Here is a 16,005-nt window from a genome sequence, read left to right on the forward strand (position 1 = left end):
CCTTGGTGTGCGCTTCGATCTGGCTGTAGCCGGCGGCGCTGAACACCTGTACGGCTCGGCCAGGTCACCAGCTGGCCGGGCGACTGGGCCAACTACGAGCGCCGCCGCGAAGAACGCCTGAACGCACAGGCACAGGAAAACGCCCGCTTCGACAAGCTGCTGGCGCAGGAAGAAGTGTGGATCCGCCAGGGCATCAAGGCCCGCCGCACCCGCGACGAAGGCCGCGTGCGCCGCCTGAAGGCGATGCGCAACGAGCGTTCCGAGCGCCGCGAACTCAGCGGCAACGTCAAGATGGAAGCCGCGCAGGGTGTCAGCTCCGGCAAGAAGGTCATCGACGTCAAGGACATTTCGTTCGCCTTCGGCGACCGCACCATGGTCCGCGACTTCACCACCACCATCCTGCGTGGCGACCGCATCGGCCTGATCGGCCCCAACGGCAGCGGCAAGACCACGCTGCTGAAGCTGCTGCTGGGCGAACTGCAGCCGGCCAAGGGTGAAGTCAACGCCGGTACCAACCTGCAGATCGCCTATTTCGACCAGTACCGTGCGGTGCTGCGTGAGGACTGGAGCGCCATCGAGAACGTGGCCGAAGGCCGCGATTTCCTCGAGTTCAACGGCAAGCGCAAGCACGTGCATGCCTATCTGCAGGATTTCATGTTCACCCCCGAGCGTGCGCGCGCACCGATCACCCGCCTTTCCGGTGGCGAGCGCAACCGCCTGCTGCTGGCCAAGCTGTTCGCGCAGCCGTCCAACCTGCTGGTGATGGACGAACCGACCAACGACCTCGACGTGGAAACCCTGGAGCTGCTGGAAGAGCTGCTGGGCGACTACACCGGCACGCTGTTGCTGGTCAGCCACGACCGTGACTTCATCGACAACGTGGTGACCTCCACGCTGGTGATGGAAGGCGATGGCGTGATTGGCGAATACGTGGGCGGCTACACCGACTGGCAGCGCTATGCGGCCAGCGTGGCGGCTCCTGCGGCGCCCCCCGCCGCCAAACCGGCGGCCGCTGCTGCCGTTGCAGCTTCGACCGCAGCGCCCAAGCGCAAGCTGGCCTACAAGGAGGCGCGCGAACTGGAACAGCTGCCCAAGACCATCGAGACGCTGGAAGGCGATGTGGAAGGGCTGACCGCCGCGATGAACGACCCGGCGTTCTACACCCGCAGCAGCGCCGAGGTGACCGCACACACCCAGCAGCTGGCCAAGGTGCAGGCCGAGCTGGATGCGGCGTACGCGCGCTGGGAAGAGCTGGAAGGTTGAGGATTCGTGCGGACCAACGGTCCGCACCTACCGACGACGATGCCCGGTAGATCCACGCCATGCGTGGATGGGTGATCCATCTGTGCGGACCAACGGTCCGCACCCACCGCACCCACCGGAATGCGGGGGGTCATTTGACCCCGTGCAGATCCCGCAGCTGGCTCGGCCGGCTGCCGAAGTACGCGGCCAGGTCGGCGATGTCCTGATCGCTCAGGTCCTTCGCCTGCGGGGTCATCAACGCGTGCTGGCGGTCGCCGGCACGGTAGGCCTGCAGGGCGTGGGCCAGGTAATCACCGTACTGCCCACCCAGTTTCGGGTAGGTCGGGTCGATCGGCGCATTGCCGTCGGCACCATGGCAATCAATGCAGCTCTGGTTGGTCGCTTTTCCCTTCACCCTGGCCCGGGCTTCGCCGGCCGCCTCACGGCCCGCCGGCAGGCCCGCCGAGGAAGACGAACCGTGTTCGCCACTGGCATGGCCGGGGTCGCCTGCGGATTTCTCACTGCTTTCCACCTGCGACTGCGAGCAGGCCGCCAGCAGCAGGGCAACGGACAGGGCGATGGCGTGACGCACCGTATGCGCGGCTTTCGACATGGGCGGGCCTTACTTGACGGTGGACAGGTAAACAGCGAGATCGGCGATCTCCTGTTCGCTGAAGCTCATCGACTGTGCCTGCATCGTCGGATGCCGGCGCTTGCCCTGGCGGTACTCGGTCAGGGCCTGGGTCAGGTACTGCTGGGTCTGGCCACCGATCTTGGGTACCCGGTAACTGGGGTAGGCGTTCTTGTAACCGGTGATGCCATGGCAACCCTGGCACGTATAGGCCAGCACCCGGCCGTTGTCGAAATTGCCGTCCGGGGTGGCGGCAGCGGGCGGGGTGGCCGGGGCCGGAGCCGGGGCGGGTGCTGCAGGAGCAGGGGCGGGCTGTGCGGCGGCCCCGAGGGGCAGGAGGACGGCCAGAGCGAGACAAGCGGCGAGCGGCTGCGGGCGCATGATGTCGTTATCCGGGGATTCGGGTCTGGTCGTTCCGGCGTGGGGTACGGAACGACCCGAGTATAGCCCCAGGTTTCATCTAGCTGAAATGGGGCGGCTCGACGGACTGGGTGAAGGCACCATGACCTTTGGGATATGGTGTTGCCGTGAAGTGGTGCATTACTTTGCTACCACACCTGCCCACGCATCCTCCAGGAACTGACGATGTCGCACCCCAACTTCCCGCCCGGCCGCCGCACTGGACTCTGTGCCGCTGCCCTGCTCATTTCCACCTCCCTGCTGTTGGGCGGTTGCGCTGCGGGCCCCAATTCTGAAGCCAAGGCCGCCGACGCCAAGGAAGAGAAGAAGGTCGATGCGGTGCCGGTGGAAGTGGCCGTGGCCAACCATCGCGCTGTTGCCGCCAGCTACACCGGCACCGCCGCGCTGGAACCGCGCGCCGAATCGCAGGTGGTGGCCAAGACCTCCGGCGTGGCGCTGGCCGTGCTGGTGGAGGAAGGCCAGCGGGTGACCGCCGGCCAGCCGCTGGTGCGCCTGGACCCGGACCGCGCGCGCTTGGCCGTGGCACAGAGCGAAGCGCAGATGCGCAAGCTGGAAAACGACTACCAGCGTGCGCAGAAGCTGGTCGGCCAGCAGCTGGTCAGTGCCGCCAGCGTCGACCAGCTGCGCTACGACCTGGAAAACGTGCGTGCGCAGTACCGCCTGGCGACGCTGGAACTGTCCTACACCACCGTGGTGGCACCGATCTCCGGGGTGATCGCCTCGCGGTCGATCAAGACCGGCAACTTCGTGCAGATCAATACGCCCATCTTCCGCATCGTCGACAACTCGCAGCTGGAGGCCACCCTCAACGTGCCAGAACGCGAACTGGCGACGCTGCGCGCCGGCCAGCCGGTCACCCTCACCGCCGACGCGCTGCCGGGGCAGAGCTTCACCGGCACGGTGGACCGCATCGCCCCGGTGGTTGATTCCGGCAGTGGCACCTTCCGCGTGGTCAGCGCCTTCAACGGCACCGAGCATGCGCTGCAACCGGGCATGTTCGGGCGCATCCGCATCGACTACGACCAGCGTGCAGACGCCTTGGTAGTGCCGCGCCTGGCCCTGCTGGACGACGGCGAGCCGGCGGTGTTCCGCGTGCGCGAAGGCAAGGTGGCGCGCGTGCCGGTGAAGCTGGGCTACGCCGAAGGCCCGTGGGTGGAAATCCGCGAAGGCCTGGCGGCCGGCGACCGGATCGTCACCGCCGGCAAGGTCGCCCTGCGCGATGGCACCTCCGTGCAGATCATTGCCGATCCCACCGCCAGCAAGGCCAAACCGGCCACCGTGGCCGCCGCCACACCCGCAGACAAGGCCGGGAGCCAGCAATGAATACCCCGGGACACGACCACGGTGCCTCGCCAGCGCGCGACGGCGCCGCTGCCGGCATGCGCGGCGGCCTGGTGGAATTCGCCACCCGCCGCCGCGTCACCATCGCCATGTTCACGGTCACCCTGCTGCTGTTCGGCCTGATCGCGCTGAACAACCTCAAGGTCAACCTGCTGCCGGACCTGAGCTATCCCACCCTGACCGTGCGTACCGAATACACCGGCGCGGCACCGACGGAGATCGAAAGCCTGATCACCCAGCCGGTGGAAGAAGCCGTAGGCGTGGTCAAGAACCTGCGCAAGCTGAAGTCGGTCTCGCGCACCGGGCAGAGCGATGTGGTGCTCGAATTCGCCTGGGGCACCAACATGGACCAGGCCAGCCTGGAAGTGCGCGACAAGATGGAAGCGCTGAACCTGCCACTGGAGGCCAAGGCGCCGGTGCTGCTGCGCTTCAATCCGTCCACCGAGCCGATCATGCGCCTGGTGCTGTCAACCAAGGCCAGCCCGGCCAGCGATGAAGATGCCATCCGCGAACTGACCGGCCTGCGCCGCTATGCCGACGAAGACCTGAAGAAGAAGCTGGAACCGGTGACCGGCGTGGCGGCGGTGAAGGTCGGCGGTGGCCTGGAAGATGAGATCCAGGTGGACATCGACCAGCAGAAGCTGGCCCAGCTCAACCTGCCCATCGACACCGTCATCAAGCGCCTGAAGGAAGAGAACATCAACATCTCCGGTGGTCGCCTGGAGGAGGGTTCGCAACGCTTCCTGGTACGCACCGTCAACCAGTTCGCCGATCTGGAAGAAATCCGCAACCTGCTGGTCACCACCCAGTCGTCCAACGGCAGCGCCGCCGATTCGGCCCTGCAGCAGATGTTCAACATCGCTGCGTCCACCGGTTCGGCAGCGGCCGTCGCCGCGGCGTCGGCGGCGCAGAGTGCCTCCTCCGGTGGTGGTTCCAGCGTCGTTGCCAACGGCGTGCCGGTACGCCTGAAGGATGTGGCAACCGTGCGCCAGGGCTACAAGGAGCGCGAAGCGATCATCCGCCTGGGTGGCAAGGAATCGGTCGAGCTGGCGATCTACAAGGAAGGCGACGCCAATACCGTTGCCACCGCCGAAGCGCTGCGCAAGCGCCTGGAGCAGATCAAGGCCACGTTCCCCAGCGATGCCGAACTGACCACCATCGAGGACCAGTCGCGCTTCATCGAACACGCCATCAGTGACGTCAAGAAGGATGCGGTGATCGGCGGCCTGCTCGCCATCCTCATCATCTTCCTGTTCCTGCGTGATGGCTGGTCCACCTTCGTCATCAGCCTGTCGCTGCCGGTCTCGATCATCGCCACGTTCTTCTTCATGGGCCAGCTCGGCCTGAGCTTGAACGTGATGTCGCTGGGCGGCCTGGCGCTGGCCACCGGCCTGGTGGTGGATGACTCGATCGTGGTGCTGGAAAGCATCGCCAAGGCGCGCGAACGCGGGCTGGGCATCCTGCAGGCGGCCATCGTCGGTACCCGTGAAGTGAGCATGGCGGTGGTGGCCTCCACGCTGACAACTATTGCCGTGTTCCTGCCGCTGGTGTTCGTCGATGGCATTGCCGGCCAGCTGTTCCGCGACCAGGCGCTGACTGTGGCGATCGCCATCGCGATCTCGCTGCTGGTATCGATGACCCTGATCCCGATGCTCAGTTCGCTGAAGGGCAGGCCGCCGCTGGCGTTCCCGGAAGAAGCCGCCGCCGAAGCCTGGCGCCCGCAGAGCCGCTGGCAGAAGCCGGTCGCGCTCGGCCGTCGCGGCTTCGTGGCCAGCATGCGCTGGACCTTCTTCGCCCTGGCCTGGCTGGTGGTGCGGGTGTGGCGCGGCGTGGTCGCCGTGGTCGGGCCGGTCATGCGCAAGGCCAGCGACATCGCGATGAAGCCGTACGCCGGTGCCGAACGTGGCTACCTGCGGCTGCTGCCGAGTGCACTCGCGCACCCGGGCAAGGTGCTGTCGCTGGCCGCGCTGGCCTTCGTCGGCACCATGGCGCTGGTGCCGATGCTCGGTGCCGACCTGATTCCGCAGCTGGCCCAGGACCGTTTCGAGATGACGGTGAAACTGCCCGCCGGCACCCCGTTGAAGCAGACCGACGCCCTGGTGCGCGAACTGCAGCTGGCCCATGGCAAGGGCGAAGGCGTGGCCTCGCTGTACGGTGTCAGCGGCAGCGGCACGCGGCTGGACGCCAGCCCGACCGAGAGCGGCGAGAACATCGGCAAGCTGACCGTGGTGATGCAAGGCGGCGGCAACGCGCGCACCGAGGCCGAGATCACCGAGCGCCTGCGCGGCACCATCGGCCAGCATCCGGGCGCGCAGGTCGATTTCGCGCGGCCGGCATTGTTCAGCTTCTCCACGCCGCTGGAAATCGAACTGCGCGGGCAGGACATGGCTACTCTGGAGCAGGCCGGCCAGCGCCTGGCCGCACTGCTGCGCGGCAACGCGCACTACGCCGACGTTAAGTCGACGGTGGAAGAAGGCTTCCCGGAAATCCAGATCCGCTTCGACCAGGAACGCGCCGGTGCGCTGGGCCTGACCACCCGCCAGATCGCCGATGTGGTGGTGAAGAAGGTGCGGGGTGACGTGGCCACCCGCTACAGCTTCCGTGACCGCAAGATCGATGTGCTGGTGCGTGCGCAGGAGGGGGACCGTGCCAGCGTGGACAGCATCCGCCGCCTGATCGTGAACCCCGGCAGCAGCCGCCCGGTCACCCTGGACGCGGTGGCCGACGTGGTCGCCACCACCGGCCCCAGCGAGATCCATCGCGCCGATCAGACCCGCGTGGCCGTGGTCTCGGCCAACCTGCGCGACATCGATCTGGGCGCGGCCATGCGTGAAGTGCAGCAGATGGTGGCCGAGCAGCCGCTGGGTGCGGGCGTCGGCCTGCACATCGGCGGCCAGGGCGAGGAACTGGCGCAGGCGGCGAAGTCGCTGATCTTCGCCTTCGGCCTGGCCATCTTCCTGGTCTACCTGGTGATGGCCTCGCAGTTCGAATCGCTGCTGCACCCGTTCGTCATCCTGTTCACCATCCCGCTGGCCCTGGTCGGCGCGATCCTGGCGCTGATGCTGACCGGAAAACCCATTTCGGTGGTGGTGTTCATCGGCCTGATCCTGCTGGTCGGCCTGGTCACCAAGAACGCGATCATCCTGATCGACAAGGTGAACCAGCTGCGCGAAGCCGGCGTGGCCAAGCATGAGGCGCTGGTGGAGGGCGCACGCTCGCGCCTGCGGCCGATCATCATGACCACCCTGTGCACCCTGTTCGGCTTCCTGCCGCTGGCGGTGGCGATGGGCGAGGGCCTCGAGGTGCGCGCGCCGATGGCGATCACCGTCATCGGTGGCCTGCTGGTGTCGACCCTGCTGACCCTGCTGGTCATCCCGGTGGTGTACGACCGGATGGACCGCCGCGGCGATGCGTACTACCGCGAGCGCGGCCGCAAGCATGCCGGCGAAGGTCTGCACGCGGCAGAGGACGGGCATGCAGCGGGTGCGGAGGAACCGGCATGAGTGTTGCCGAGTTCTCCATCCGTCGTCCGGTCACCACCATCATGTGCTTCATCTCGCTGGTGGTGGTGGGCCTGATCGCCTCGTTCCGGTTGCCGCTGGAAGCGCTGCCGGACATCTCCGCGCCGTTCCTGTTCGTGCAGATTCCCTACACCGGCTCGACCCCGGAAGAAGTGGAACGGACCATCATCCGCCCGGTGGAGGAATCGCTGGCGACGATGACCGGCATCAAGCGCATGCGCTCGCAGGCGACGTCTGAAGCGGCGTCGATCTTCATCGAGTTCAGCGACTGGGACCGCGATATCGCCATCGCCGCCTCCGATGCGCGTGAACGCATCGATTCCATCCGCAGCGACCTGCCCGACGACCTGCAGCGCTACAACGTGTTCAAGTGGTCCAGCAGCGACCAGCCGGTGCTGAAGGTCCGCCTGGCCAGCGCCACCGACCTGACTGCGGCCTACGACATGCTCGACCGCGAGTTCAAGCGGCGCATCGAGCGCATCCCGGGCGTGGCCCGCGTGGACATCACCGGTGCACCGCCGAACGAGGTCGAGATCGCCATCGATCCCGACCGGCTCAGCGCGCACGGCCTGAGCATCAACGAACTCAGCGACCGCCTGCGCACGCTGAACTTCTCGATCTCGGCCGGGCAGATCACCGACAACGGCCAGCGCGTGCGCGTGCAGCCGGTGGGCGAGATCACCGACCTGCAGGAAATGCGTGACCTGGTGATCAACGCCAAGGGCCTGCGCCTGGGTGACATCGCCGAGGTGCGGCTGAAGCCGGCACGGATGAACTACGGGCGTCGCCTCGACGGCAACCCGGCCATCGGCCTGGACATCTTCAAGGAGCGCAGCGCCAACCTGGTGGACGTTTCGCGCGCTGCCCTGGCCGAGGTCGAGGCGATACGCGCGCAGGAGTCGATGCGCGATGTGCAGATCAAGGTCATCGACAACCAGGGCAAGGCGGTCACCTCCTCGCTGCTGGAACTGGCCGAGGCCGGTGCGGTCGGCCTGATCCTGTCGGTCACCGTGCTGTTCTTCTTCCTGCGCCACTGGCCGTCCACCCTGATGGTGACCCTGGCGATCCCGATCTGCTTCACCATCACCCTGGGCTTCATGTATTTCGCCGGGGTAACGCTGAACATCCTGACCATGATGGGCCTGCTGCTGGCCGTGGGCATGCTGGTGGACAACGCCGTGGTGGTGGTGGAGAGCATCTACCAGGAACGCGAGCGGATGCCGGGCCAGCCGCGGCTGGCCTCGATCATCGGTACCCGCAACGTGGCCATCGCACTCAGCGCCGGTACCTTGTGCCACTGCATCGTGTTCGTGCCCAACCTGTTTGGAGAAACCAACAACATCAGCATCTTCATGGCGCAGATCGCGATCACCATCTCGGTCTCGCTGCTGGCCTCGTGGCTGGTGGCGGTCAGCCTGATTCCGATGCTGTCCGCGCGCATGGCCACGCCCAAGCTGCTGCATTCGCAGACCGGCGTGATCGCCCGCCTGCAGCGCCGCTATGCCCGCCTGCTGGACTGGTCGCTGCGCCATCGTGGCTGGAGCCTGCTGGGCATCGTGCTGGTGGTGCTGGTCAGCCTGGTACCGATGAAGCTGACCAAGGTGGACATGTTCGGTGGTGGCGGTGGCAAGGACATCTTCATCGGCTACATGTGGAAGGGTGCCTACACCTATCGGCAGATGTCCGACGAAGTGGCGCGCGTCGAAGCCTGGGTGGAGCAGAACCGCGAGCGGCTGCACGTGCAGCAGGTCTACTCCTGGTACAGCGAGCAGGAAGGCAGCTCTACCATCGTGACCATCGACGAGAAGCATGCCAAGGACATCAAGGCGCTGCAGGAGGATATCCGCAAGGGCCTGCCGAAGTCGGCGCGTACCGATTACTTCGTCGGCAACCAGGGCGGCGATGGCGGCAGCGGCAACCAGGGTGTCCAGGTTCAGCTGGTGGGCGATTCCAGCAGCATGCTGCAGCAGATCGGTGAGGAAGTGCTGCCGCTGCTGGCCCAGCGTGCCGAGCTGCGCGACGTCCGCATCGACAACGGTGAAAAGGGCGGCGAACTGAAAGTGCGTGTTGACCGTGAGCGCGCCGCAGCCTTCGGCTTCAATGCCGAACAGGTTGCCAGCTTCGTTGGCCTGGCCCTGCGTGGCGCACCCTTGCGTGAGTTCCGCCGCGGCGACAATGAAGTGCCGGTGTGGGTGCGGTTTGCCGGTGCCGAGCAGAGCAGTCCGGAAGACCTGGCCAGCTACAGCGTGCGCACCGGTGATGGCCGCAGCGTGCCGCTGCTGAGTCTGGTGACGGTGGATGTCGGCTCATCGGCCACCCAGATCGGCCGCACCAACCGCCAGACCACGCTGACCATCAAGGCCAATCTGGCCGGGAAGATCACCGCGCCCGACGGCCGCAAGGCCATTGAAGCCGTGCTCAAGCCGATGAGCTTCCCGGCCGGCTATGGCTACAGTTTCGACGGCGGCGACTACGGCAATGACAACGAAGCGATGCAGCAGATGGTGTTCAACCTGCTCATCGCCCTGGTGATGATCTACGTGGTGATGGCAGCGGTATTCGAGTCGCTGCTGTTCCCGGCGGCGATCATGAGCGGCGTGCTGTTCTCGATCTTCGGCGTGTTCTGGCTGTTCTGGATCACCGGCACCGCGTTCGGCATCATGTCCTTCATCGGCATCCTGGTGCTGATGGGTGTGGTCGTGAACAACGGCATCGTGATGATCGAGCACATCAACAACCTGCGGCGCAGCGGCATGGGCCGCACCCAGGCACTGGTGGAAGGCTCGCGCGAGCGCCTGCGGCCGATCATGATGACGATGGGTACAGCGATCCTGGCGATGGTGCCGATTTCGCTGACCAGCACGCAGATGTTCGGTGATGGCCCGGAGTACGCCCCGATGGCGCGCGCGATTGCCGGCGGCCTGGCGTTCTCCACCGTGGTCAGCCTGCTGTTCCTGCCGACCATCTATGCGGTGCTGGATGACCTGCGCAGTGCAGTGGCGCACCTGATCCGGCGCGCGCGCGGGCTGGAACCGGTAGAGCCGGGCGCTGCCCGGCTGTAACGCGCAACATCGTGTTTGTGGTGGGGGGAGGGACACTGTAGAGCCGAGCCATGCTCGGCTGCCTTTCGCCTGCCTTTCGCCTGCCGATGCCGTCGACCGGTAGAGCCGGGCGCTGCCCGGCTGTTAAGCGCAACATTGTGTTTGTGGTGGGGGGAGACCGGTCGTAGTGGGGCGGTCTCCCCCTTTTTTTTCCGCCGGGCATGGCCCGGCGGGGCGCGGCAATCAACCCGCAACCTGGCCCCACACTTTGCCTGCAGTCAGCCACAGGCCCAGCATGCTGCCAATGTTGGTCAGCATGAAGGTCAGCACCACGCGGGTAACACGGTTGCGGTACCAGCCTTTCAGGCTCTGCGCATCGTCACGCAGCTTGAGGAAATCCTCGTAGGCCGGCTTGCGCAGGCGCGCTTCCACCAGCGCCGAAAATGCGCCGGTGGGGATGCTCAGGCGGAACGGCTTGAACGGCGCCACCGCGATCGCGGTGAGGATGCTCAGCGGATGGCTGCCGGCCAGCAGGCAGCCGATGCCGGCCAGGCCGCCGGTGTACATCGCCCACGTTGCCAGCAGTTCGGTACCCACGCCCAGGCCGCCCCGGTAGAAGCCCACTGCGATGCCGGTGATGACAATGGCCAGGATGCCCAAGGTGAACCACGGGATGTTGCGCTTCTTCGGCACCGCTTCCAGTTCCGCGCGCAGGGGCGCAGGTGCGGCGGTGTCGGTTTCCAGATAGCGCGCCAGCCCGGCCAGGTGGCCGGCACCGACCACGGCCAGCACTTCGCGCAACTGCGGGTGGTGTTCCTCGCGCAGGCGCGTAGCCATGTAACGGTCGCGCTCGCCGATGATGGTCTCGTACAGCGCCGGGTTTTCAGTGGCGAACTCACCGAAGCTTGATTCCAGCATGTCGCCCTGCTTGAGCTTCTCGATTTCGTTCTCGCCCACTTCTTCCGACGAAAACAGGCCGGCGCCCAGGCCGGCCACCAGCTTCAGCTTGCCGAAGAAGCCCAGCCGCTGCGAGGCGCGGCGGAAGGTCAGGCCGACTTCGCGGTCGATCAGCTGTACCGGCAGGCCGCGCTCGCGCGCCAGATCCACTGCGCGCTTCAGCTCGGCGCCGGGCTCGATGCCCAGCTGCTCGGCCAGGCGGCGCTGGTAGGCCGACAGTGCCAGGTTGGCGGCAAACAGCGCCACGCGGCCTTTGCGGATCACTTCCACCAGGTCCAGCTTGGCCAGTGTGTCCGGGTCGCTCAGCGCCTGCAGGCGCTGCGGGTCCAGTTCGACGGCCACAGCATCGAAGCGGCCGCTGTCGATGGCCTTTTCCACCGCCTCGACGCTGGCGTGGGAAACGTGGGCGGTGCCCAGCAGGGTGTAACGCACGCCGTCGCGTTCAACGACGCGCACCGGCTGGCCGGCGAACAGATCGTCGCCGGTTTCGGGAAGGGTTTCAGTCATGGGTTCATTCATTGGAAGGTGCGGTGCCGGCGCCATCGCCGAGCGCGCGCTGCATCTGTACGGTGTCCAGCCAGCGGCCGTGCTTGCGGCCCAGGCCTTTGAACACGCCCACCAGGTGGAAGCCGAAGCGTTCGTGCAGCTTGATGGAAGCGGTATTGGTCGGCTCGCCGATCACGGCTACCATCTGCCGGTAGCCGCGCGCCACGCAGGCATCGATCAGCGCCTGCAGCAGGCTGGTGCCCACGCCCTTGCCCTGGTAGGCGGCGTCGACGTAGACCGAGTTTTCCACGGTCCACTGGTAGGCTACGCGGGTGCGGTAGGTGTTGGCGTAGGCATAGCCCGCCACCTGGCCATCGATCTCGGCGACCAGGTAGGGGAAGCCACGGTCGATGATGTCGCGCATGCGGCGCAGCATCTCGTCCTGCTCGGGGATGTCGTACTCGTAGGTGTTGACGAAGTCGGTCACTTCCACCGCGTAGATCGCGGTGATCGCGGCGATGTCGGCCGGGCCGGCATCACGGATGAGGACGGCCATGGCAGCGCTCCGGCTCAGTCGATGTAGCGCTTGAGCAGGTCACCGTACGCATCGATGCGACGGTCGCGCAGGAACGGCCAGATGCGGCGCACATGCTCGCTGCGCTGCAGGTCGACATCGCACAGCAGCACGGTGGCCTCCGTGCCGGCTTCGGCCAGGAATTCGCCCTGCGGGCCCAGCACGTGGCTGTTGCCCCAGAACTGGATGCCCGAGGCGCCCAGCGGCGAAGCCTCATGGCCGACGCGGTTGCAGCTCAGCACCGGCAGGCCGTTGGCCACGGCGTGGCCGCGGTGGCTCAGCACCCAAGCGTCGCGCTGGCGGGTCTTCTCGTCCTGCACATCGTCCGGGTCCCAGCCGATCGCGGTGGGGTACAGCAGCAGTTCGGCACCGGCCAGCGCCATCAGGCGCGCCGCTTCCGGGTACCACTGGTCCCAGCACACCAGCACGCCAAGGCGACCCACCGAGGTATCGATCGGCGTGAAGCCGATGTCGCCCGGGGTGAAGTAGAACTTTTCGTAGAAGCCCGGATCGTCCGGGATGTGCATCTTGCGGTACTTGCCCAGCAGGGTGCCGTCCTTCTCGAAGACCACCGCGGTGTTGTGGTACAGGCCGGCGGCACGGCGCTCGAACAGCGAGCCGACCAGCACCACGCCGTGCTTCTTCGCCAGTGCGCCCAGGCGCTCGGTGCTCGGACCGGGGATCGGCTCGGCCAGATCGAACTCGTCCACCGACTCGTGCTGGCAGAAGTACGGGCCATTGTGCAGTTCCTGCAGCAGCACCAGTTTCGCGCCCTGCGCAGCCGCCTCGGCCACGCGTGCTTCGATCACCGCCAGGTTGGCGGCGGCATCACCGTGGTTGCGCTCCTGGATCAGGGCGACGGTAAGGGGGCTGCGCGAGTTCATGCGGGGCGTTCCTGCGGGGGAAAACCAGCATGTTAGCGCGGATGGGCGGCGACGGCGTGTCGCGCGCTGAATGGGCCGGTGTTGTAGAGCCGAGCCCATGCTCGGCTGCGTTCTGCTCCGGTTGCGCGAGTGCGCCAGCCGAGCGTGGGCTCGGCTCTACAAAAAGCCAGTCGAGCATGGCTCGACTCTACAAAAGCGGTGCCGGGCGGGGCCCGGCATCATCCGTCATGCCTTCAGCAGCCCTGCCGGCAGCTGCATGGTGATGCAGTGCAGGCTGCCGTTCTGCCAGATCAGCGAACGGCAGGGCACCTGCACGATCTCGCGGCCCGGGTGCGCCTGCGCCAGCACGTCGCGGGCCAGGTCATCGGCCGGATCGCCATAGGCCGGCATCAGCACCGCGCCATTGACGATCAGGTAGTTGGCATACGACGCGGCCAGGCGGCGGCCTTCGTCGATCACCGGCCGGGCCCACGGCAGCGGGAACAGGCGGTACGGCTGGCCATCCTTCGTGCGCAGCGCGGCCAGTTCGTTGCCCATCGCCTGCAGCTCGGCGTAGTGCGAGTCGCTCTCGTCGTCGCAGGCCTGGTAGACGATGCTGTCGACCGAAGCGAAGCGGGCGAGGGTATCGATGTGCGCGTCGGTGTCGTCGCCTTCCAGATAGCCGTGGTCCAGCCACAGCACGCGGTCCTGCTGCAGCCAGTCGGCCAGGTCGGCGCTCAGGCTGGCACGGTCGCGGTCGGGGTGGCGCTCGTGCAGGCACTTCCAGGTGGTCAGCAGGGTGCCTTCGCCATCGGTCTCGATGCCGCCGCCTTCCAGCGCAAACGGGATGCTGCGCACCGGCGCATCGTTGAACACACCGGCCTGGTCGAGCACGCCCACCAGCTGGTCGTCCAGGGTCGCGTCGAACTTGCCGCCCCAGCCGGTGAAGCGGAAATCCAGCAGCTGGAAACCACCGTCGGCGCGGCGCAGGGTGATCGGGCCGGAGTCGCGCAGCCAGGTATCGTCATACGCCGCCGTGGTGAAGCGGACCCGATCCATATCGATGCGGTTGGAGCGCAGCCGCATTTCGGCATAGGTCTCCACATCGTCGTCGGCCACGCAGATCAGCACCGGCTGGAAGCGGGTGATGGCCGCGACCAGCGCGATGTAAGTCTCCTCCACCTGGCCCAGGCGGTCGGCCCAGTCGGTATCGGCAGTGGGCCAGGCAATCAGGACGCCGCTCTGGGCTTCCCATTCGGCAGGAAAACGAAGGGTCTGTTTCATGGTCTCGCTACACAGGCCCGCCAGCGGCGGGTAGGGGGTCAGCGGATCGGCGGCTTGGGGCCGATCTCGTTCGGATCCGCCTTGTTGGCCACCACGTCGATCACCTTCTGCTTCTCGAAGTAGACGGTGAACTGCGGGTAGACCCAGCGGTTGATGGTGGGCCACTGGCGCTTCTGCCCGCCACGCGGCTGCAGCTGCTCGCTCGGCGCGCCGAACTGCGACTGCACCTGCTGCATGCTCTGGCCGCGGACGGGCAGGGCACCGGCCGGCTTTTCATTTGCCCGGTCCACAAGCAGGGTATCGGCCAGCGCCGGCGTGGCGGCGGCCAGGGTGGCCAGGACGGCCAGGGTGCCCAGGTAACGCTTCATCTCGATCTACTCCCCAGTGGTCAAGAACGGCGATTACAGCAAAAACGACAGCAAAAAAAAGCTGCATGCAACAAAAAACCGCCCGAAGGCGGTTTTTTGCATCGGGTCGGCCCCGCGTGGGACCCGCCGCGGCCCGAAGGCCGTGAGGCTTAGCGCTGACGCGCCTTGAAACGCGGGTTCGACTTGCAGATGACGAAGATCTTGCCGCGACGACGGACGACCTTGCAGTCGCGGTGACGGGCCTTCGCCGACTTCAGGGAGGACAGGACTTTCATGGCATACCTCGGCGTAAACAGTAGTTGTTCGGGTGGAGCGTGGCCGCGATATGCGAAAGACAATCGGCAGTTGACGCTCGTTCAAGCCCGCCATTCTACCGGGCTTTTCCTCGTGGTTTCAAGTGGTTGCACAAAAGATCCCGCTGGGGGCGTCTGGCAGGGGCTAGAATGGCCCCTTCACACGCTCTGGGACCCCCATGAATCCACTCGCTCCCGTCCTGACCATCGACGGCCCTTCGGGGGCCGGCAAGGGTACCATCAGCCGCATCATCGCGCGCCGCCTGGGCTGGCATTACCTGGATTCGGGCGCCTTGTACCGGGCAGTGGGCGTGGCTGCAAGCTGGGCCGACATCGACACCTCCGATGCATCGGCGCTGGTGCGCTGCACCTTCGATACCCGCGTTCAGTTTGTTGAACAGGGCGAATCGATGCGGGTCATGGTCAACGGCACCGATGCCACCGACGAGCTGCGCCTGGAAACCACCGGTGCGCTGGCCTCGGCCATCGCCGCCATCCCGGAGGTCCGCGCGGCCCTGAAGGAGCGCCAGCGCGCATTCAGGGAACTGCCGGGCCTGGTCGCCGATGGCCGTGACATGGGTACGGTGATCTTCAAGGACGCCCCCTGCAAGGTCTTTCTGACCGCCAGTGCCGAGGAGCGCGCCGAGCGCCGGCATAAGCAGTTGAAAGACAAGGGGGTTTCTGTTAGCTTTGATGACCTCCTGCGCGAGATCATGGCCCGTGACGCCCGTGATGCCCAGCGTACCGTGGCGCCCCTGAAGCCGGCAGACGATGCCGTCCTCATCGACACCACAGGCATCGGCATCGATGATGTCGTTGCCCGGGTGATGGATCTGCTTCCGGTTCCGGCTGCCTGATCCGCTCGCGCGGGAGCACTGCCAGCAGCATCGGTGGTGGTCGCGCAAAGCAGTGCTGTACCAGCTCCGTCGCCGCTGCCCTCGAAAAAAGGGGACGGAGGGGATTAAGTAGAATTAATCCCCTCCG

General features: G+C 66.4%; 12 protein-coding genes and 1 pseudogene. 5 read left to right on the forward strand and 8 right to left on the reverse strand.

The features are described 5' to 3' along the window. Positions 1-57: 57 nt before the first annotated feature. Positions 58-1,263: pseudogene (locus ACQKDV_RS12425) on the forward strand (ATP-binding cassette domain-containing protein); the annotation flags it as partial. 130 nt (positions 1,264-1,393) lie between these two features. Here the strand turns inward: ACQKDV_RS12425 and ACQKDV_RS12430 are convergent. Further along, the gene (locus ACQKDV_RS12430) at positions 1,394-1,855 is read right to left on the reverse strand and encodes a c-type cytochrome (protein WP_427784036.1); all 462 of its coding nucleotides are present in this window, start codon (positions 1,853-1,855) and stop codon (positions 1,394-1,396) included. Between the two features lie 9 nt (positions 1,856-1,864). After that, the gene (locus ACQKDV_RS12435; RefSeq protein WP_427784037.1) at positions 1,865-2,254 is read right to left on the reverse strand and encodes a c-type cytochrome; all 390 of its coding nucleotides are present in this window, start codon (positions 2,252-2,254) and stop codon (positions 1,865-1,867) included. A 204-nt stretch (positions 2,255-2,458) separates the two neighbouring features. Here ACQKDV_RS12435 and ACQKDV_RS12440 point away from each other — a divergent pair, with 204 nt between their 5' ends. From ACQKDV_RS12440 to ACQKDV_RS12450, 3 genes are read left to right on the forward strand one after another with little or no spacing between them, the layout of a single operon-like run. After that, positions 2,459-3,616, forward strand: coding sequence for an efflux RND transporter periplasmic adaptor subunit (locus ACQKDV_RS12440; protein ID WP_427784038.1), 1,158 nt, complete (start codon positions 2,459-2,461; stop codon positions 3,614-3,616). After that, the gene (locus ACQKDV_RS12445) at positions 3,613-7,137 is read left to right on the forward strand and encodes an efflux RND transporter permease subunit (RefSeq protein ID WP_427784039.1); all 3,525 of its coding nucleotides are present in this window, start codon (positions 3,613-3,615) and stop codon (positions 7,135-7,137) included. Before ACQKDV_RS12440 ends, ACQKDV_RS12445 begins: the two co-directional genes overlap by 4 nt. Beyond that, a complete protein-coding gene (locus ACQKDV_RS12450) occupies positions 7,134-10,217 on the forward strand; it encodes an efflux RND transporter permease subunit (protein ID WP_427784040.1) in 3,084 nt (1,027 codons plus the stop codon). The genes ACQKDV_RS12445 and ACQKDV_RS12450 overlap by 4 nt, the downstream gene beginning before the upstream one ends. 222 nt (positions 10,218-10,439) lie before the next feature. Here ACQKDV_RS12450 and ACQKDV_RS12455 read toward each other — a convergent pair whose 3' ends face one another. From ACQKDV_RS12455 to ykgO, 6 genes are all read right to left on the reverse strand, one after another. Further along, complete coding sequence (locus tag ACQKDV_RS12455; protein ID WP_427784041.1) at positions 10,440-11,660, reverse strand: TraB/GumN family protein; 1,221 nt, start codon at positions 11,658-11,660, stop codon at positions 10,440-10,442. A gap of 4 nt (positions 11,661-11,664) precedes the next feature. Beyond that, positions 11,665-12,195: an N-acetyltransferase family protein gene (locus ACQKDV_RS12460; RefSeq protein WP_427784042.1), complete on the reverse strand. Its 531-nt coding sequence runs from the start codon at positions 12,193-12,195 to the stop codon at positions 11,665-11,667. A 14-nt stretch (positions 12,196-12,209) separates the two neighbouring features. Continuing rightward, positions 12,210-13,097: a carbon-nitrogen hydrolase gene (locus tag ACQKDV_RS12465; RefSeq protein ID WP_008267821.1), complete on the reverse strand. Its 888-nt coding sequence runs from the start codon at positions 13,095-13,097 to the stop codon at positions 12,210-12,212. Between the two features lie 225 nt (positions 13,098-13,322). Further along, a complete protein-coding gene (locus ACQKDV_RS12470) occupies positions 13,323-14,360 on the reverse strand; it encodes an agmatine deiminase family protein (protein WP_427784043.1) in 1,038 nt (345 codons plus the stop codon). 38 nt (positions 14,361-14,398) lie between these two features. Then, positions 14,399-14,728, reverse strand: a complete 330-nt coding sequence (locus tag ACQKDV_RS12475) for a hypothetical protein (protein WP_427784044.1) — start codon at positions 14,726-14,728, stop codon at positions 14,399-14,401. 149 nt (positions 14,729-14,877) lie between these two features. Then, positions 14,878-15,003, reverse strand: coding sequence for a type B 50S ribosomal protein L36 (gene ykgO, locus ACQKDV_RS12480; RefSeq protein ID WP_005409283.1), 126 nt, complete (start codon positions 15,001-15,003; stop codon positions 14,878-14,880). Positions 15,004-15,200: 197 nt separating this feature from the next. Here ykgO and cmk point away from each other — a divergent pair, with 197 nt between their 5' ends. Beyond that, positions 15,201-15,878, forward strand: a complete 678-nt coding sequence (gene cmk / locus ACQKDV_RS12485; RefSeq protein WP_427784045.1) for a (d)CMP kinase — start codon at positions 15,201-15,203, stop codon at positions 15,876-15,878. Positions 15,879-16,005: the final 127 nt, after the last annotated feature.

This window comes from Stenotrophomonas sp. NPDC077659, from assembly GCF_050268705.1.
GTDB lineage: Bacteria > Pseudomonadota > Gammaproteobacteria > Xanthomonadales > Xanthomonadaceae > Stenotrophomonas.